General features: G+C 63.6%; 16 protein-coding genes and 1 tRNA gene. 7 read left to right on the forward strand and 10 right to left on the reverse strand.

Annotated features, from left to right (window positions below):
• Position 1: 1 nt before the first annotated feature.
• Positions 2–1,099: an LPS export ABC transporter permease LptG gene (gene lptG / locus J7392_RS11905; protein WP_209217736.1), complete on the reverse strand. Its 1,098-nt coding sequence runs from the start codon at positions 1,097–1,099 to the stop codon at positions 2–4.
• A complete protein-coding gene (gene lptF, locus J7392_RS11910; RefSeq protein WP_209217737.1) occupies positions 1,096–2,229 on the reverse strand; it encodes an LPS export ABC transporter permease LptF in 1,134 nt (377 codons plus the stop codon). Before lptF ends, lptG begins: the two co-directional genes overlap by 4 nt.
• A 131-nt stretch (positions 2,230–2,360) precedes the next feature.
• Here lptF and J7392_RS11915 point away from each other — a divergent pair, with 131 nt between their 5' ends.
• Positions 2,361–3,833, forward strand: a complete 1,473-nt coding sequence (locus tag J7392_RS11915) for a leucyl aminopeptidase (RefSeq protein ID WP_209217738.1) — start codon at positions 2,361–2,363, stop codon at positions 3,831–3,833.
• Positions 3,834–3,840: 7 nt separating this feature from the next.
• A complete protein-coding gene (locus J7392_RS11920; RefSeq protein ID WP_209217739.1) occupies positions 3,841–4,299 on the forward strand; it encodes a DNA polymerase III subunit chi in 459 nt (152 codons plus the stop codon).
• A gap of 52 nt (positions 4,300–4,351) precedes the next feature.
• Here the strand turns inward: J7392_RS11920 and J7392_RS11925 are convergent, their stop codons facing one another.
• From J7392_RS11925 to J7392_RS11940, 4 genes are all read right to left on the reverse strand, one after another.
• A complete protein-coding gene (locus J7392_RS11925) occupies positions 4,352–4,837 on the reverse strand; it encodes a hypothetical protein (RefSeq protein WP_209217740.1) in 486 nt (161 codons plus the stop codon).
• A gap of 153 nt (positions 4,838–4,990) precedes the next feature.
• Positions 4,991–5,572 (reverse strand): TIGR02281 family clan AA aspartic protease, encoded by a 582-nt coding sequence (locus J7392_RS11930; protein WP_209217741.1) that lies wholly within the window; start codon positions 5,570–5,572, stop codon positions 4,991–4,993.
• A gap of 45 nt (positions 5,573–5,617) precedes the next feature.
• The gene (locus tag J7392_RS11935) at positions 5,618–6,256 is read right to left on the reverse strand and encodes a MarC family protein (RefSeq protein WP_209217742.1); all 639 of its coding nucleotides are present in this window, start codon (positions 6,254–6,256) and stop codon (positions 5,618–5,620) included.
• Between the two features lie 91 nt (positions 6,257–6,347).
• Positions 6,348–8,210: an ABC-F family ATP-binding cassette domain-containing protein gene (locus J7392_RS11940; protein WP_209217743.1), complete on the reverse strand. Its 1,863-nt coding sequence runs from the start codon at positions 8,208–8,210 to the stop codon at positions 6,348–6,350.
• Positions 8,211–8,316: 106 nt separating this feature from the next.
• On the opposite strand from J7392_RS11940, the gene ndk reads away from it, so the two are divergent.
• Positions 8,317–8,739 carry a nucleoside-diphosphate kinase gene (gene ndk / locus J7392_RS11945; RefSeq protein ID WP_209217744.1) on the forward strand — a complete coding sequence of 141 codons (423 nt, stop codon included), beginning with the start codon at positions 8,317–8,319 and terminating at the stop codon, positions 8,737–8,739.
• Positions 8,740–8,800: 61 nt separating this feature from the next.
• On the opposite strand, the gene J7392_RS11950 is transcribed toward ndk, so the two are convergent.
• The 3 genes from J7392_RS11950 to J7392_RS11955 form a co-directional block, all read right to left on the reverse strand.
• Positions 8,801–9,223, reverse strand: a complete 423-nt coding sequence (locus J7392_RS11950; RefSeq protein ID WP_209217745.1) for a DUF4112 domain-containing protein — start codon at positions 9,221–9,223, stop codon at positions 8,801–8,803.
• A 96-nt stretch (positions 9,224–9,319) separates the two neighbouring features.
• Positions 9,320–9,442 carry a hypothetical protein gene (locus J7392_RS24360; protein ID WP_269451603.1) on the reverse strand — a complete coding sequence of 41 codons (123 nt, stop codon included), beginning with the start codon at positions 9,440–9,442 and terminating at the stop codon, positions 9,320–9,322.
• A 145-nt stretch (positions 9,443–9,587) separates the two neighbouring features.
• On the reverse strand, positions 9,588–10,502 hold the full coding sequence (locus J7392_RS11955) for an MBL fold metallo-hydrolase (RefSeq protein WP_209217746.1): 915 nt from the start codon (positions 10,500–10,502) through the stop codon (positions 9,588–9,590).
• A 44-nt stretch (positions 10,503–10,546) separates the two neighbouring features.
• Between J7392_RS11955 and J7392_RS11960 the strand changes: the two genes are divergently transcribed.
• Complete coding sequence (locus J7392_RS11960) at positions 10,547–11,869, forward strand: ATP-binding protein (protein ID WP_209217747.1); 1,323 nt, start codon at positions 10,547–10,549, stop codon at positions 11,867–11,869.
• 69 nt (positions 11,870–11,938) lie between these two features.
• The gene (locus J7392_RS11965; protein WP_209217748.1) at positions 11,939–12,388 is read left to right on the forward strand and encodes a DUF4442 domain-containing protein; all 450 of its coding nucleotides are present in this window, start codon (positions 11,939–11,941) and stop codon (positions 12,386–12,388) included.
• A 27-nt stretch (positions 12,389–12,415) separates the two neighbouring features.
• On the opposite strand, the gene J7392_RS11970 is transcribed toward J7392_RS11965, so the two are convergent.
• Positions 12,416–12,492 (reverse strand) — tRNA-Ile (locus J7392_RS11970).
• Between the two features lie 128 nt (positions 12,493–12,620).
• Here J7392_RS11970 and purM point away from each other — a divergent pair.
• The gene (purM, locus tag J7392_RS11975; RefSeq protein ID WP_209217749.1) at positions 12,621–13,667 is read left to right on the forward strand and encodes a phosphoribosylformylglycinamidine cyclo-ligase; all 1,047 of its coding nucleotides are present in this window, start codon (positions 12,621–12,623) and stop codon (positions 13,665–13,667) included.
• On the forward strand, positions 13,664–14,260 hold the full coding sequence (gene purN / locus J7392_RS11980; RefSeq protein ID WP_209217750.1) for a phosphoribosylglycinamide formyltransferase: 597 nt from the start codon (positions 13,664–13,666) through the stop codon (positions 14,258–14,260). The genes purM and purN overlap by 4 nt, the downstream gene beginning before the upstream one ends.
• Positions 14,261–14,297: the final 37 nt, after the last annotated feature.

Raw genomic sequence — 14,297 nt, forward strand, 5'->3', positions numbered from 1 at the left:
GTCAGCCGTCCTCCGCATGCAGTAGCAGGCCTAGCGCCAGAAAGATCGCCGCCACGGGCGGCGCCCAAGCGGCAAGGATCACGGGGATCTGGCCATTCTCGCCAAGGATCTGTGCGAAACTGCGAATGAAATACAAACCGAACCCCAGCAAAATCGAGGCCAGCACAGCGACGCCGGTCCCCCCAAAGCGGGTATGGCGCATGGTGAATGCGCTCGCAACCAGAACCATGGCCACCAGAAAGAAGGGCCGCGCAAGCTCGGCCTGAAGCCAGACCTCATGCTGGCGCGTGCTGAACCCGGCCTGTTCCAATTGCCGGATGAACTCGGGCAGTTCATAGATCGAAACGGCAGCGACACGGCCAATGCTCTCGCGGATACGCTCGACGGTGAGGGAAGAGGGGATCGTCAGGGTCTCATGCACCTCCGCCGCGCCTTCGGCGTTCACCCCGGCCGCCAGCGGCCAAATCTTTGCCCCGGTCAGTTCCCAATCGCCGCTGCTAAGTTGTGCGCTTTCGGCTTCGATGCGCCGGATCGGGCCCTTCTCGGCATCATAGCTGATGATCGTGACGTTATAGAGGACAGAGGCGTCGGTGTTGGTGCGCCATGCGCGAATGACCGATTGGCCTTCCTCCGTGCCTTGCCGAAGCCACAGCCCCTCGTCGCTGACCGAGAGCGCCGCGCGGCCATTGGACCGGTATTCTTGGGTCAATTGCTCGGCCCGCTCACTGGTCGCCGCGACGATGGGGTTGAGCATGGCCACGGCCAGCGTGCCGATGATCAACGCCACCACCACCGGGGCCACCAGCGCGCGCAGGGCCGAGCGGCCCGCGGCCCGGGTCACCACCAGTTCGGAGGACCGGGCAAGCCCAATGAAAAGCGCCACCGTGGCGAGGATCATGATCAGCGGCAGGATCATGTTGATGGTCTGGGGCATATGCAGCAGCGTCATGCCCAGCACTTGATCCCAGCCCACATCGTCATCGGCGAAACGCCGGGCCTGATCGACACCATCGACCAGCATCACCAGCGCGGCCAGCACCCCGGTGATGACGAGAAAGCTCATGAAAAAGCGGCGGGCGAAATAGAAATGCAGGATCATGTGGCGGCCCTCTTGCCACGCAGACGCCGCCTTATCCAGCGCGGATGTGCGGCTTGCCAAAGCATCGCCAGCGTCAGCACAGCCCCGATGAGCGAGGGCAGATAGGCCAGCGGCCAGAGCGCCGCCGCCTCGCGGATTTGCACCACCATCGTGCCCCGCAGCCCGTCGATGGCGATGAGCAGGCCAAAAGCGATCACCGCCTCGCGCCAGACGCCAAAGCGGGAGAAACCGCCGAGGATCAAAGTCGCAAAGCCAATCATCGCGGCGACGAGGCAGAACAGCGGCTGCGCGAAGCGGCCATGCAGCTCTTCGGCCACCACGCCCGGCGAGGTGTCGGTCGCCGCTGCGACCCCGTCCCAATCCCAGAGCAGGTCGGGCGTGACCATGGCGCTGACCGACGGGTCGATCGCATCGCCACTGCTCACCAAGGGAGAAATATCAAAGGAAAAGTCGCGGAATTTGGCCGTGGCCAAACGGTTGCGTTCGGTGTCCAGCCGCTGCGCCATACCGCTGAGCATGATCAGCGTCGTGCTATCGCCATTGCGCGCCAGATAGGCTTCGGCGGCGGTATAGATCACCCCCTCATCGGCCTTGCGCCGATCCGACAGGAAAACATCACGCAGTACTCCATCGTTGTCGATGGCCCGGGTGTAAAAGGTCACATCGTCGGAAGGGTGTAGAAAAGTCCCCTCTGTCAGCAGTCGCGCGGTGAGGTTGCGCGAGATCTCAGCCTCGCGCTGTTTCAATTGACCCTGCGCCATGGGCACTAAAAAATGGCTGAGCACCGTCATCATCACCGCCACACACAGCCCGAAGACAAAGACAGGCCAAGCCAACCGCCAAGGGCCCGAGCCTGCGGCCTGCAGCACGGTCAACTCAGATTCGCCCGACATGCGGTTGGTCACATAGACCGAAGCGGCAAAGGTCGCGATCGGCAGAACGGTGACAATGAGCTTGGGCAGGCCAAGGGCCGTGAACTCCAAAAACACCAGTGCAGATTGACCATCGCCAATTAGCCGGTCGAAAAGGACCACCGCACGGTTGATCCAGAACAGCGCCACAAGCACCAGAGCGAAAAAGCCGAACATAACCAGAAGTTGCGACAGCATGTAGCGGTCAATTCTTGCCACTCTGATCCCCCGAGATGCTCTGACGGCCTTTGCGCAGATCCTAAAGCAATTCGCGGGGCGGGAAAACTGCTATCTGGCCATGGGCCGCGCGGCGCGCTAGGTCTGGGGCAAAATCAACCATGAGGCATGCCATGACCGATCTGACCCCCATCACCTTCGCCGAGACCGACATCGACCGTATCGCGGGGCATTCCGGGCGGATCGCGGTGTTTCTGGAGCCTGAGGGCCGCTTGGATGCCGGGGCGCGGCGGGTGAACCGTCTGACCAAAGGCGCTTTGCAGCGCTTGGTAGAGAGTGAGCGTTTCGCGGCGCTGAAACCCGGCGAGGTTCTCAGCATGGGATATCCTGCGGGCATGGCGGCAGAGGCGGTCGACGTGATCCATATGCCCCGCCGGGCCGAGGTGATGACCGCGCGCAAAGCCGGGGCCGCACTGGCCAAGCGCCGGGGTGACAGCGATCTGCTGATGCTCGCCGCCGCGACACGCCGGGTGGCCGATGTGGCCTTTGGTCTGGCAATGCGGGACTACGGGTTCGAAGATCACAAATCCGCGCCCAAGGCGCGCAAAGGCACGGTTGAGGTCATGTGTTCCAAACCCGACGACGCGCGTGAGGCCGCCGCACCGCTCATGGCCGTGGCCGAGGGGGCCTTCATGACCCGCGATCTGACCAATGCGCCCGCCAACATCCTGACCACCACCAATTTCGCCGAACGACTGGCCGAGATGGAGAGCTTGGGCCTGAAAGTTGAAGTTCTGGATGAGGAAGAGCTTGCAAAGCTTGGAATGCGCACGCTTTTGTCTGTAGGCCAAGGGTCGGACAGCCCATCGAAAGTGGTCGTGATGCGGTGGGAAGGCGGCGCGGATGACGCAGCCCCTCTGGCGCTGGTCGGCAAGGGTGTGGTCTTTGACACCGGCGGCATCAGCCTTAAACCCGGGGCTGGCATGGAAGACATGACCATGGACATGGGCGGCGCGGGCGTCGTCTCGGGCGTGATGCGCACACTTGCACTGCGCAAGGCCAAGGCGAATGTCGTGGGGCTTGTGGGCATCGTTGAGAACATGCCCTCGGGCAATGCCACCCGTCCGGGCGATGTGATCACCACGATGAAGGGCGACACGGTGGAGGTGATCAATACCGACGCCGAGGGGCGTTTGGTGCTTTGCGATGTCATGTGGTACGCGCAAGACCGCTTCAAACCCGCGGCGATGATTGATTTGGCCACGCTGACCGGGGCGATCATCATCGGGCTGGGCCATGAGAACGCCGGGGTCTTTTCGAATGACGACGGGCTGTGCAACGATTTCCTAAAAGCCGCCGAGAGCGAAGGCGAGGGCGCGTGGCGGATGCCGCTGGGGCAGGGCTATGACGATTTGCTGAAAAGCCGCGTCGCCGACATGAAAAATATCGGCGGGCGTCCGGCGGGGTCGATTACTGCGGCGCAGTTCCTCAAGCGCTTCGTCAAGGATGAGACGCCTTGGATTCACCTCGATATCGCCGGTGTTGCCTCGCTGAAATCCGAAAGCACGCTGGCGCCTGCAGGCGCGACGGGCTGGGGCGTGGCGGCGTTGAACCGTCTGGTCGCTGACCGTTTCGAGAAGGGCTGAGCGACTGATGGGGGCGGCTTACTTCTATCACCTGACCCAGCGACCTCTGGTCGAGACGCTGACGATGCTGCTGGAAAAGTCGCTCGCCAATGGCTGGCGCGTGGCCCTGCGCGGGACGGACCGGGCGGGGCTACAGGCGCTGGACCGGGCGCTTTGGACCTATGCGGATGACAGCTTTCTGCCCCATGGCATGGCGGGCGGGCCGCAGGACGCGGATCAGCCCGTGCTGCTGACGCTGGAGGATGGCGCCCCCAATCGGGCGGATTGTCTGATGACGGTGCATGGGGCGGATGTCACGGCTGCGGAGGTGGCAGCGCACCAGCGGGTCTGTGTGTTGTTCGACGGGCACGATCCCGTGGTGCTGGATCAGGCGCGCGGCCTGTGGAAGCGGCTGAAATCCGACGGCGCCTCGGCCCAATATTGGTCAGAGGAAAGCGGTCGCTGGGAAAAGAAGGCCGAAACCTAAAGGACGGCAGTGCAGGGGCAGGGGCCGAAAGCCCGCCGCCCCTGAACGCGGCTTAGGCTGCTTTGTCGAGCGCGGGTTTCGCGGCAGCGGCGGATTTGCTCGCCTCGGCCTCCGGCGCGGCGGGTTCGACCTTGCTGACATAGGATTTGGCCGCTTCGATCGCGCCGTTGTTCACGGGCGCGATCGTGTCCAGCAGGGCGCGGGTGCGCTGGCTGTCGACGCTGCGCTGCGCTGCGGCGCGGGCAAAGGCCTCGTCATCCGCGGTCGTGGCCTTTTGGGCCGTCTCAACTGGCTTTGCCTGCGCCACGGCCTGCACCGTTTCGGTCTTAGCAGGCGCTTGCACGGCTTGAGGTTTGGATGCCTCCTGCGCCGCCGCGCTGTTCTGCGCGTTCTGCCCGTCATTGGCGGGTTTCGCCTGCGCCTGAGATGGCTTGTCCTTGGCCTTTTCAGCCTCTTGCGGCTTTTCAGCCTTCTCCGCCTTGGCGGGCTTGTTGCTTTGTTGGTAGGAGGATGACCCACCAAATATGTTCATCAGCATAGCAGCACTTTCTCCAAAATTGGGTATAGTTGTACCCTGCAGATATCCGCTCAAAAGGGCGGGAACCTGTTCAATTCACGGCGAATGCGGCGTCATTTTGCGGCGTATTTGATGTTTTGCCGCGTATTTCCGGCAAGGTCTTGCCCTATTCCGTCAGCGGCTCAGGCGCAGTTCACCGCCGCTGATCTCGATCCGGCCCCAACGTTGCAGGTAGCCCATGCCCAAAAGCGATTGCGACATGATCCCGTCATTCACCACCGCGGGGACGTTGTGATCGACCGCATGGCCTACCACCACCTCGTCGAGGCGCACGAAAGCGGTGCGCGTTTCGCCATTGGCGGTGCCCGCGCGGCCAAGGTAATCCAGCCCCTCGGGATCGATGCCAATGCGCGCCGCGTCGGATTTGGTCAGCACGATGTCCGACGCGCCCGTATCGACGACGAAGCGCACCGGCGCGCCGTTGATCTGGGCCGTCAGGTAGTAATGCCCATCGCGCCCGCGGGGTAGGACGATGTCACCCTCTTCGCTGATGGTGAGATGTTGACGGGCGCTGTCGCGGGTGATGTCTTGCCACAGGCCGACGCCCGCCGCGGCACCGGTAAAGATCAGCCCCCAGACCGCCGCCTGTTGCAGAGTTTTGTTCATATTCGGGCGGCTGTGCATGAAGAACCAGCCCGCCACCATGGCCAGAAGAACGATGAGATAGATCAGATGTGCTGTGTCGATTTCGGCCATGAACGCGCCCCCTTACATCTCATATAGGAAGGCCGCGCGGAAATGTCAGCCGGGCGTGGGGCCGGGGCCAAAGCCAAAGGCCGCCAAGCCATCGAGCACAAATTGAACCGAGAGCGCCGCCAGCAACATGCCAAGCAGACGGGTCACGATGTTAATGCCCGTCTTGCCCATCGCCCGCTCAAGCACGCCGCTGACCTGCATGGTCAGCGCCATGACCACCAGTGTCAGCGCGGTGATCACGATAATGGTCAACAGCCCTTCGCCGCCCGGTTTTTCTCCCGTCAGCAGGATGACCGAGGCGATGGAGCCGGGGCCCGCAATCAAAGGAATGGCCATGGGGAAGACGGAAGGGTCGTCGTGGTCATCCTCATCCGCGCGGTCCTCGCGCCGTTTGGTGCGGCGGTCGAAGAGCATGTCGAGCGCGGTGATGAACAACAAGATGCCGCCTGCCACGCGGAAAGCGGGCATGGAGATGCCGATGAAGCCCAGCACCGCTTCGCCGAAAGCGGCGAAGATCAGCAGCACCAATCCGGCCACGCCTACCGCGCGCCACGCGATCTTGCGCCTCTCTGCGTTGCTCATCCCGCGGGTAAGCGCGAGGAAGACCGGCGCGATGGCGATGGGGTCGATCACCACGAACATCGTGACGAGGGCGGTGATCATATAGGCGGTGTCGAGGGTCATGGGGTTTCCTTGGCGCGGGGCTTCTTGCCAGAATGCACGAGGGCCGCCCTTTAGGCGACCCCTGCGATGTGATAAAGTGAACGCTTCCGGGTCAGGCCGTGGCCTTCTCCAGCTTTTCCTGTGCGCCCATCCAAAGCGATTCCGCGCGGTCCAGCGCCTCCATCACCTCGGCGTATTTCTTGTTCCAGACCTCAAGCTCACCGGTTTTAGCGTCCTCATAGAGCGCGGGATCGGCGAGTTTCTTGGCGAGCTTGTCGCGCATCTCGTTGATCTTTTCCATCCGCGCTTCGGCCTTGCGGACCTCGCTGCGCAGGGCCAACACCTCATCGCGGCTGGCGCGTTTGGGCTTGGGCGCTTCTTTCGGCTTGGCGGGGTTCTTGCTGACAGGCTTTTCCGGCGTCAGCAGCATCTTGCGATAGGCTTCGAGGTCTTCCTCATAGGGTTTGACCGTGCCTTTCGACACCAGCCACAAACGGTCGGCCACCAGCGACAGCAGGTGCATGTCGTGGCTGACGAGGATCACCGCGCCCGAGTAGCGCGTCAGCGCCTCCACCAGCGCCTCGCGGCTTTCGATGTCGAGGTGGTTGGTCGGCTCGTCGAGGATCAGCAGATGCGGCGCGTGCAGGGTGGCCAGCAGCAGAGAAAGCCGCGCCTTTTGCCCGCCCGACAGCCGCCCGACCTCGGTCTCGGCCTGTTCGGGGCCAAGGCCGAAGCCCGCAAGCTGCGCGCGCAGCTTGGATTGCAGCACGCCGGGCCGCGCCGCGATCATGTGTTGCAGCGGGGTTTCCTCGACGATCAGCTCATCCACCTGATGCTGGGCGAAGAAACCCACGCGGAGTTTCGAGGAATTGACCTGCCGCCCGGCCATCAGGGGCAGGCGGTCTGACAGAAGTTTCGCCAGCGTCGATTTGCCCTGACCGTTCTTGCCCAGAAGGGCGATCCGGTCGTCTTGGTCGATGCGCAGGTTCAGGCGCGTGAGCACCGGGTTGTCGTCGCTATAACCGACTGCGCCGTTCTCGATATTGATGATCGGCGGCGAGAGTTCCTCGGGCTCGGGGAAGGTGAAGACCTTGCGCGCCACGTCCTCGGGCGCGGTGATCATGTCCATCTTCTCGATCATCTTGAGACGCGATTGCGCCTGCTTGGCCTTGCTGGCCTTGGCCTTGAAACGGTCGACAAAGGCTTGCATGTGATCGCGCCGGGCCTGCTGTTTCTTGGCCATCGCCGCCTGCAACGCGCGTTTCTCGGCGCGCTGGCGGGCGAATTGATCGTAGGGGCCTTGGTAATAGGTCAGCTTGCGGTCTTCGAGATGCAGGATGCCGCCCACGGCGCGGTTCAACAGGCCGCGGTCGTGGCTGATGATCAGCACCGTATGGGGGTATTTCGCCAGATAGCTTTCCAGCCAGAGCGCCCCTTCAAGGTCGAGGTAGTTGGTCGGCTCGTCCAAAAGCAGCAGATCGGGCTGGGCGAAGAGCACGGCGGCGAGCGCCACGCGCATTCGCCAGCCGCCGGAGAAGGCGGAGCAGGGCATCTGCTGTTCTTCGTCGTCGAAACCAAGCCCCTTGAGGATCGACGCCGCGCGGCCTTCGGCGGACCAAGCGTCGATATCGGCCAGACGGGTCTGGATGTCAGCTATGCGGGCGGGGTCCTCGGCAGTCTCGCTCTCTTTCATCAACCGGGCACGTTCAACGTCGGCCTCCAGCACCGTGTCGATGAGCGAGGTCTCTGACGAGGGCACCTCTTGCGCCACACCGCCGATCTTGGCGCGGGAGGGCAAAGAGATATCGCCGCTGTCGAGTGACAGCTCACCACGGATGATTTTGAACAACGTCGTCTTGCCCGCGCCGTTGCGCCCGACGATGCCGACCTTGTGCCCCTCGGGGATCACGGCGGAGGCTTCCTCGAACAGGGGGCGGCCTTCGACGGAGTAGTTGATTTCTGAAATGCGTAACATGCACGCCGTTTGGAGCAAGCGGGGCCGAAGGTCAATCACGGCTTTTCATGGGCCAGACCCCATGCTAGGGAGCGCGCAAATCAACACCCGCTATGGAGTACAGCCAATGGCCCTCGAACGCACCTTCTCGATCATCAAGCCCGACGCAACCCGCCGCAACCTGACCGGCGCCATCGTCAAGAAATTCGAAGACGCGGGCCTGCGCGTTGTCGCACAAAAGCGCATCCACCTGACCAAAGCGCAGGCGGGCGAGTTCTACCAGGTGCACGCCGAGCGTCCCTTCTACGACGAACTGTGCGAGTTCATGGCTTCCGCGCCGATCGTGGCCCAGGTTCTGGAAGGCGAAGACGCCATTGCGAAGAACCGTGAAGTGATGGGCGCGACCAACCCTGCCGATGCGGCAGAGGGCACCATCCGCGCAGAATTCGCTGAAAGCGTTGGCGAAAACTCCGTCCACGGTTCCGACGCGCCGGAAACCGCAGCGGTTGAGATCGCATACTTCTTCTCCGGTCTGGAACTGGTTGGCTAAGCCACCCGTTCTTCGGAAAGACTGAAAGGGTCGCCTTGGGGCGGCCCTTTTTCTTTGGCGATCAGTTGTTGAGCGTCGGGTGGTGCGAAGACACGCGCCCTTCGACATCGCCCATCGGCGGGGCTTTGGCAGCTTGGTCTTTTAGGTGACGCTCCAGCAAGTCGACGTTGCGCAGTTTCGACTTCCAACCGATATCGAAGAGGTCACCGACCAGCGGGACGGAGCCGATCACATAGTCGACCCCGGTGTTCACCAGCATTTTCGCCAGCACACTCTTCGGCGCGCCCATGCGGTGCGATTCTTTCAAAATATAGGCTGCGGGCAAAAGGGCGAGCGTATCGCCCACCACCGGCACCAGGCCCAGAATCGAGTCCCATCCCATCCGCACGCCGACGATCGGCAGCTTATAGGCGCTGTCCATGCTGACGGCCAAACGGCGCAGACGGGCGAGGTCAGCCTCGTGAGAGGGGGTATGGGGTTTCATATCTGTCCTTGCGTGTTGCTCTAGGCGGCAAACGCATGGTCCGGCCCCAAAGTTCCCCCCATCCACCGGCCCCATCCGGTGCGCGGGGCGCGCCGTTCAAAGACTGGCGTAGTCGGTGATCAGCGGCGTGGGGCGCTGTGGTGGTTGGGCCGAGGTGCCGTTCGGCTTCGGCGCAGGCTTTGGTTTTTGCGGTTGCGGCGTTCTGTCAAGTCGGGCCATCGGGTAGCTCCTTTGCTGCTCGCTGGGGTTTGATGTCTCTCACCCCCGCAACCAGCTTGGGCACGTTTCGGGTCCATAAAGGGGCCAGATTGCGCCCAGAATGGGGCATTTGTTGCGATTTTGCGACGGAAACGCGCGTATTCCCCTATGAGTTGAGAGTGAAACGCGCCTCTGCCTGCAAGGTGCCCTCCGGGGCTACGCGCCCCCGGCCGGTCAGATCGACCAGATGCGCCAGCACGTTTCGCGTGGCCGCGCCTAAGAGCGCGGCAGGCGTTTCGGTATAGATGGCGCGGGCGAGGTCCTCTGCCGTCGCGGGCCCGTCGGCCAATGCGTCGAGGATCGACACCTCCCGCGCGCGGCGATGCGCGACCAACCAGTCGAGCCGCGCGTTGGGGTCGCTGACCGGGGCGCCGTGACCGGGATAGAACACCCGCCATTGCCGCGCGCCCAGCTTCTGACAAGAGGCCATGAAATCGGTCAAATCCCCATCAGGGGGCGAGACGAGGGAGGTCGCCCAGCCCATGACGTGATCCGCTGTCAAACAGGCATCCCCCCAAGCGAGGCTGACGTGATTGCCGATATGGCCCGGCGTGTGCAGCACCTCCAGCGCCCAGCCGTCCCGCTTCAGCAGATCACCATCGGCCAGTGTGTGATCGGGGCGAAACCCGTGGTCCACACCTTCACCGCCGCCCATCAACCCCGCCTCGGCCAGCCCCTGCATCACCGCCGAACGGCCCGCTGTGGCATCGCCAAAGGCCCAGACCTCGGCCCCCGTACGCGTGGCCAGCGGGCGGGCGAGCGGGGAGTGATCCAGATGCGTATGGGTCACGATGATATGGCTAATGCGCTGCCCGGGCTGGATTGCGGCGAGGATCGCCTCAAGATGTGCGGGGCTCTCGGGGCCGGGGTCGATCACCGCCACATCGGTCTCACCCAAGAGATAGGTATTGGTGCCGCGATAGGTCATCGGTGAGGGGTTGGGCGCCACGATCCGCCGCAGCCCGGGTTCCAAGGTTTCGGCAAGGCCAATCTCGGGGTCGAAGTTGTCGGGCGGCAGCATGGTTTCACCTTTCGCTGGGGCAGGGGGCTGGCTAAGGTCTAGCCATGAATTTTGCCTGGCTCAAACGATATGTGCCGCGCGGCATCTATGGACGCGCCGCGCTGATCCTGCTGTTACCAGTGGTGTTTTTGCAGTTGGTCGTCGTGGTGATCTTTGCGCAGAGGCATTTCGAAGGTGTCACCGGCCAGATGACCGATACGGTCCTGCGGGAACTGGAACTGGTCATGCTGGCGGTCGGCACGGCCCCCGATGCGCAATCCGTGCCCACGGCGGTTGAGGCGCGGGCGGGTCCGCTTGATTTCGTGGTGACCCCCGCCAACCGTCCGCTGCCCGAAGAAGACAGCATGCTGTGGTACGATTACTCGGGCCGCGTCCTCATTCCCCGGCTACGCAGCAAGATGGACGGGATCGAAGCGGTGGACCTCAGCGATGACGATTTCGTCGTGCTCTATATCGAAAGCGTGCATGGGCCGCTGCGCATCCAGTTCGAGCGGCGGCGCATCTCGGCCTCGAACCCGCATCAGCTTTTCGTCTACACCGTGTTTTTCGGCGTGCTTTTGAGCTATATCGCAACGATCTATCTGCGCAATCAGCTGCGCCCGATCAAACGTCTGGCCCGCGCGGCGGAGGCCTTTGGCCGGGGGCGGCATGAGCCCTATACCCCCACCGGCGCCATCGAAGTCCGCGCGGCGGGCAATGCCTTTGTCGACATGCGCGCCCGGATCGAGCGGCAGATTGAGCAGCGCACGCTGATGCTCTCGGGCGTGAGCCACGACCTGCGCACACCGCTGACCCGCATGCGCCTTGGCCTGTCGATGATCGACGAAGAGGACGCAGCCCCGCTGCTGGCCGATGTCGATGATATGCAACGGATGCTGGACGAATTCTTGAACTTCGCCAAGGGCGCCGCCGAGGGTGAGCCCGAAGAGCTGGCCCCGCATGGGTTCGTCAGCGCCATCGTCGAAGACGCGCAGCGGGCCGGGCGCAGGGTCACGCTGCTGCCGCCCGAGGGCGCGGGCGAGGGGATCGTGAAACTGCGCAGGGTCGCGATGCGCCGGGCGGTGGACAACCTGATCTCCAACGCCGTGCGCTATGGCTCGCAGGCCGAAGTCTCGGTCATGCTAAGCGACCGCACCCTGCGCATCCGGGTCGAAGACGACGGCCCCGGCATCCCGGAAGAGCGACGCGACGAGGCGACGCGGCCGTTCTCGCGGCTTGATCCTGCGCGCAACCAAGACAAAGGCGGCGGCGTGGGCCTTGGCCTTGCCATCGCCTCCGACATCGCGCGCGCCCATGGCGGGGTGCTGCGGCTTGGGGAATCGGAGCGGCTCGGCGGGCTGCGCGCCGATATCGTCATCGCGCGGTGACCCGGCGGCATGATTGTGCCGCGGGCCGGGCTTTGCCACAGTGAGGTGACCTTAATACGGAGCGCAGCGATGACCCCCTATGACATGATCAAAGCCCATCTCGACACGGCCGTGCCCTTTGCCGCCCATGTCGGGGTGAAACTGCTTGAGATCGGAGACGGCACCGCCAGCGCCGAATTGGTGCAGCGGCATGAAACCTCGAACCACATCGGCACGCAGCATGCGGGCGCGATGTTCACGCTGGGCGAAGCCGCATCGGGGGCTGCCATGGCCGGGGCCATCGCGCCGGTGATCATGGACATGCGCCCCGTGGCGGCCATGGGGCAGATCACCTTTAAAAAGATCGCCGAAGGCACGCTAACCGCCCATGCCAAAACCTCGCGCCCCGGGGCCGACCTGCTGAGCGCGCTGCAAGAAGACGGAAAAGTCGCCTTTGACGTGGCGGTCGACATCCAGAATGAGGCGGGTGAGACGGTGGTCGAGATGCAGGTGAACTGGCACGTCAGCGCCAAACGGTGAAGGCCACAAAAGGCGGGGGCGGAAGTATGGTAGGCCCGGCAGGACTTGAACCCGCAACCAAAGCGTTATGAGCGCTCTGCTCTAACCAATTGAGCTACAGGCCCGCCATGGGCGTTTGGGTATGACGCCGCAGGCCGAGCGTCAAGACATTAGCTGCACCAAATGATTGCAGTGGGCCGCGCAATACTCTAACTCCGCGCGCAAGGGAAAATGCGCGCCGGGGGCCATGACCATGACGAAATCCGACAACGGAATCACCTATGCCGAAGCAGGCGTGGATATTGACGCAGGCAATGCGCTTGTAGAGCGGATCAAACCGGCGGCGAAATCCACCGCGCGGCCCGGTGTCATGTCCGGCCTAGGCGGCTTTGGCGCGCTGTTCGATCTTAAGGGCGCAGGCTTCACCGATCCGGTGCTGGTCGCGGCGACCGATGGCGTGGGCACCAAGCTGCGCATCGCGATTGATACGGGCAATGTCGACAGTATCGGCATCGATCTGGTCGCCATGTGTGTCAACGATCTGGTCTGTCAGGGGGCCGAGCCGCTCTTCTTCCTCGACTATTTCGCCACCGGCAAACTCGAACTCGACAGTGCCGCGCGGATTATCGAAGGCATCGCCAAGGGCTGCGCCGATTCCGGTTGTGCCTTGATCGGGGGCGAGACGGCTGAAATGCCGGGCATGTATCACGCGGGCGACTTCGACCTCGCTGGTTTCTCGGTCGGCGCGATGGAGCGGGGGACGGAACTGCCGCGCGACGTGAAAGAGGGCGACGTGCTCTTGGGTCTGCCGAGCGACGGGGTGCATTCCAACGGCTACAGCCTTGTGCGGAAGATTGTCGAGCGTAGCGGTTTGGGCTGGGGCGACGATTGCCCATGGGGCGAAGGTGATCTGGGCAATGCGCTGCTCACACCCACGAAACTCTACGTCAAAGGCGCTGTGGCGGCTCTGCGCGCGGATGCCGTCTCGGCTCTGGCGCATATCACCGGCGGTGGCCTGACCGAGAACCTGCCGCGCGTGCTGCCCGTAGGGCTCGCCGCTGAGATCGACCTCAATGCATGGGAGTTGCCGCCGGTCTTCAAATGGCTGGCTGCCCAAGGCGGCATGGCCGAGGCCGAGTTACTCAAGACCTTCAACGCCGGGATTGGCATGGTGGCCGTGGTTTCCGCCGATAAAGTCGAAGCCGCCAAAGCCGCCTTTGCCGAGGATGGCCATGCCGCCATCGAGATCGGGCGCATCACCACCGGCAATGGCGTCACCTATTCCGGCGCGCTGCTTTGACCAAGCGGGTTGCGATTTTCGTCTCGGGTGGCGGCTCCAACATGCGGGCGCTGGTCGAGGATATGACCGGCAACCATGCGGGCCGCCCCTGTCTGGTGCTTTCGAACAACGCGGATGCGGGCGGGATCGCTTGGGCGCAGGGGCAGGGGATCGCGACCGAAGTGGTCGATCACCGCCCTTTCGGCAAGGACCGCCCGGCCTTTGAGGCGGCGCTAAGTGCCGCGCTTGAGGCCCATGCACCCGACATCATCTGCCTTGCCGGTTTCATGCGTAAATTGACCGAAGGGTTCACCGATGCTTGGGCGGGGCGGATGATCAACATCCACCCCTCGCTATTGCCGAAATACCGCGGCCTGCACACCCATGCCCGCGCGCTGGAGGCTAGCGATACCGAACATGGCTGCACCGTGCATGAGGTGACCGCCGCACTCGATGACGGTCCGATCCTCGGTCAGGCGCGCATCCCCGTCCTGCCCGGCGACACGGCCGAGAGTTTGGCCGAGCGGGTGTTGGTGCAGGAACACCGCCTTTACCCCGCCGTGCTGCGCCGTTTCGCCGCCGGTGAGCGGGAGCCGGTCCTGCTCACGGGCTGACGCTGGTCAAACCCGCCCGCGTGATGTACCTCTTTGG

This window comes from Sulfitobacter sp. R18_1 (assembly GCF_017743915.1).
In the GTDB taxonomy this organism is placed as follows: domain Bacteria; phylum Pseudomonadota; class Alphaproteobacteria; order Rhodobacterales; family Rhodobacteraceae; genus Sulfitobacter; species Sulfitobacter faviae.

What these genes read in the sequence shown, in the direction of transcription:
- lptG (WP_209217736.1), bottom strand. Translation starts at nt 1,099, where the DNA reads ATGATCCTGCATTTCTATTTCGCCCGCCGCTTTTTCATGAGCTTTCTC.
- J7392_RS11915 (WP_209217738.1), top strand. Translation starts at nt 2,361, where the DNA reads ATGACCGATCTGACCCCCATCACCTTCGCCGAGACCGACATCGACCGT.
- J7392_RS11920 (WP_209217739.1), top strand. Translation starts at nt 3,841, where the DNA reads ATGGGGGCGGCTTACTTCTATCACCTGACCCAGCGACCTCTGGTCGAG.
- J7392_RS11925 (WP_209217740.1), bottom strand. Translation starts at nt 4,837, where the DNA reads ATGCTGATGAACATATTTGGTGGGTCATCCTCCTACCAACAAAGCAAC.
- J7392_RS11930 (WP_209217741.1), bottom strand. Translation starts at nt 5,572, where the DNA reads ATGGCCGAAATCGACACAGCACATCTGATCTATCTCATCGTTCTTCTG.
- J7392_RS11935 (WP_209217742.1), bottom strand. Translation starts at nt 6,256, where the DNA reads ATGACCCTCGACACCGCCTATATGATCACCGCCCTCGTCACGATGTTC.
- J7392_RS11940 (WP_209217743.1), bottom strand. Translation starts at nt 8,210, where the DNA reads ATGTTACGCATTTCAGAAATCAACTACTCCGTCGAAGGCCGCCCCCTG.
- ndk (WP_209217744.1), top strand. Translation starts at nt 8,317, where the DNA reads ATGGCCCTCGAACGCACCTTCTCGATCATCAAGCCCGACGCAACCCGC.
- J7392_RS11950 (WP_209217745.1), bottom strand. Translation starts at nt 9,223, where the DNA reads ATGAAACCCCATACCCCCTCTCACGAGGCTGACCTCGCCCGTCTGCGC.
- J7392_RS24360 (WP_269451603.1), bottom strand. Translation starts at nt 9,442, where the DNA reads ATGGCCCGACTTGACAGAACGCCGCAACCGCAAAAACCAAAGCCTGCG.
- J7392_RS11955 (WP_209217746.1), bottom strand. Translation starts at nt 10,502, where the DNA reads ATGCTGCCGCCCGACAACTTCGACCCCGAGATTGGCCTTGCCGAAACC.
- J7392_RS11960 (WP_209217747.1), top strand. Translation starts at nt 10,547, where the DNA reads ATGAATTTTGCCTGGCTCAAACGATATGTGCCGCGCGGCATCTATGGA.
- J7392_RS11965 (WP_209217748.1), top strand. Translation starts at nt 11,939, where the DNA reads ATGACCCCCTATGACATGATCAAAGCCCATCTCGACACGGCCGTGCCC.
- purM (WP_209217749.1), top strand. Translation starts at nt 12,621, where the DNA reads ATGACGAAATCCGACAACGGAATCACCTATGCCGAAGCAGGCGTGGAT.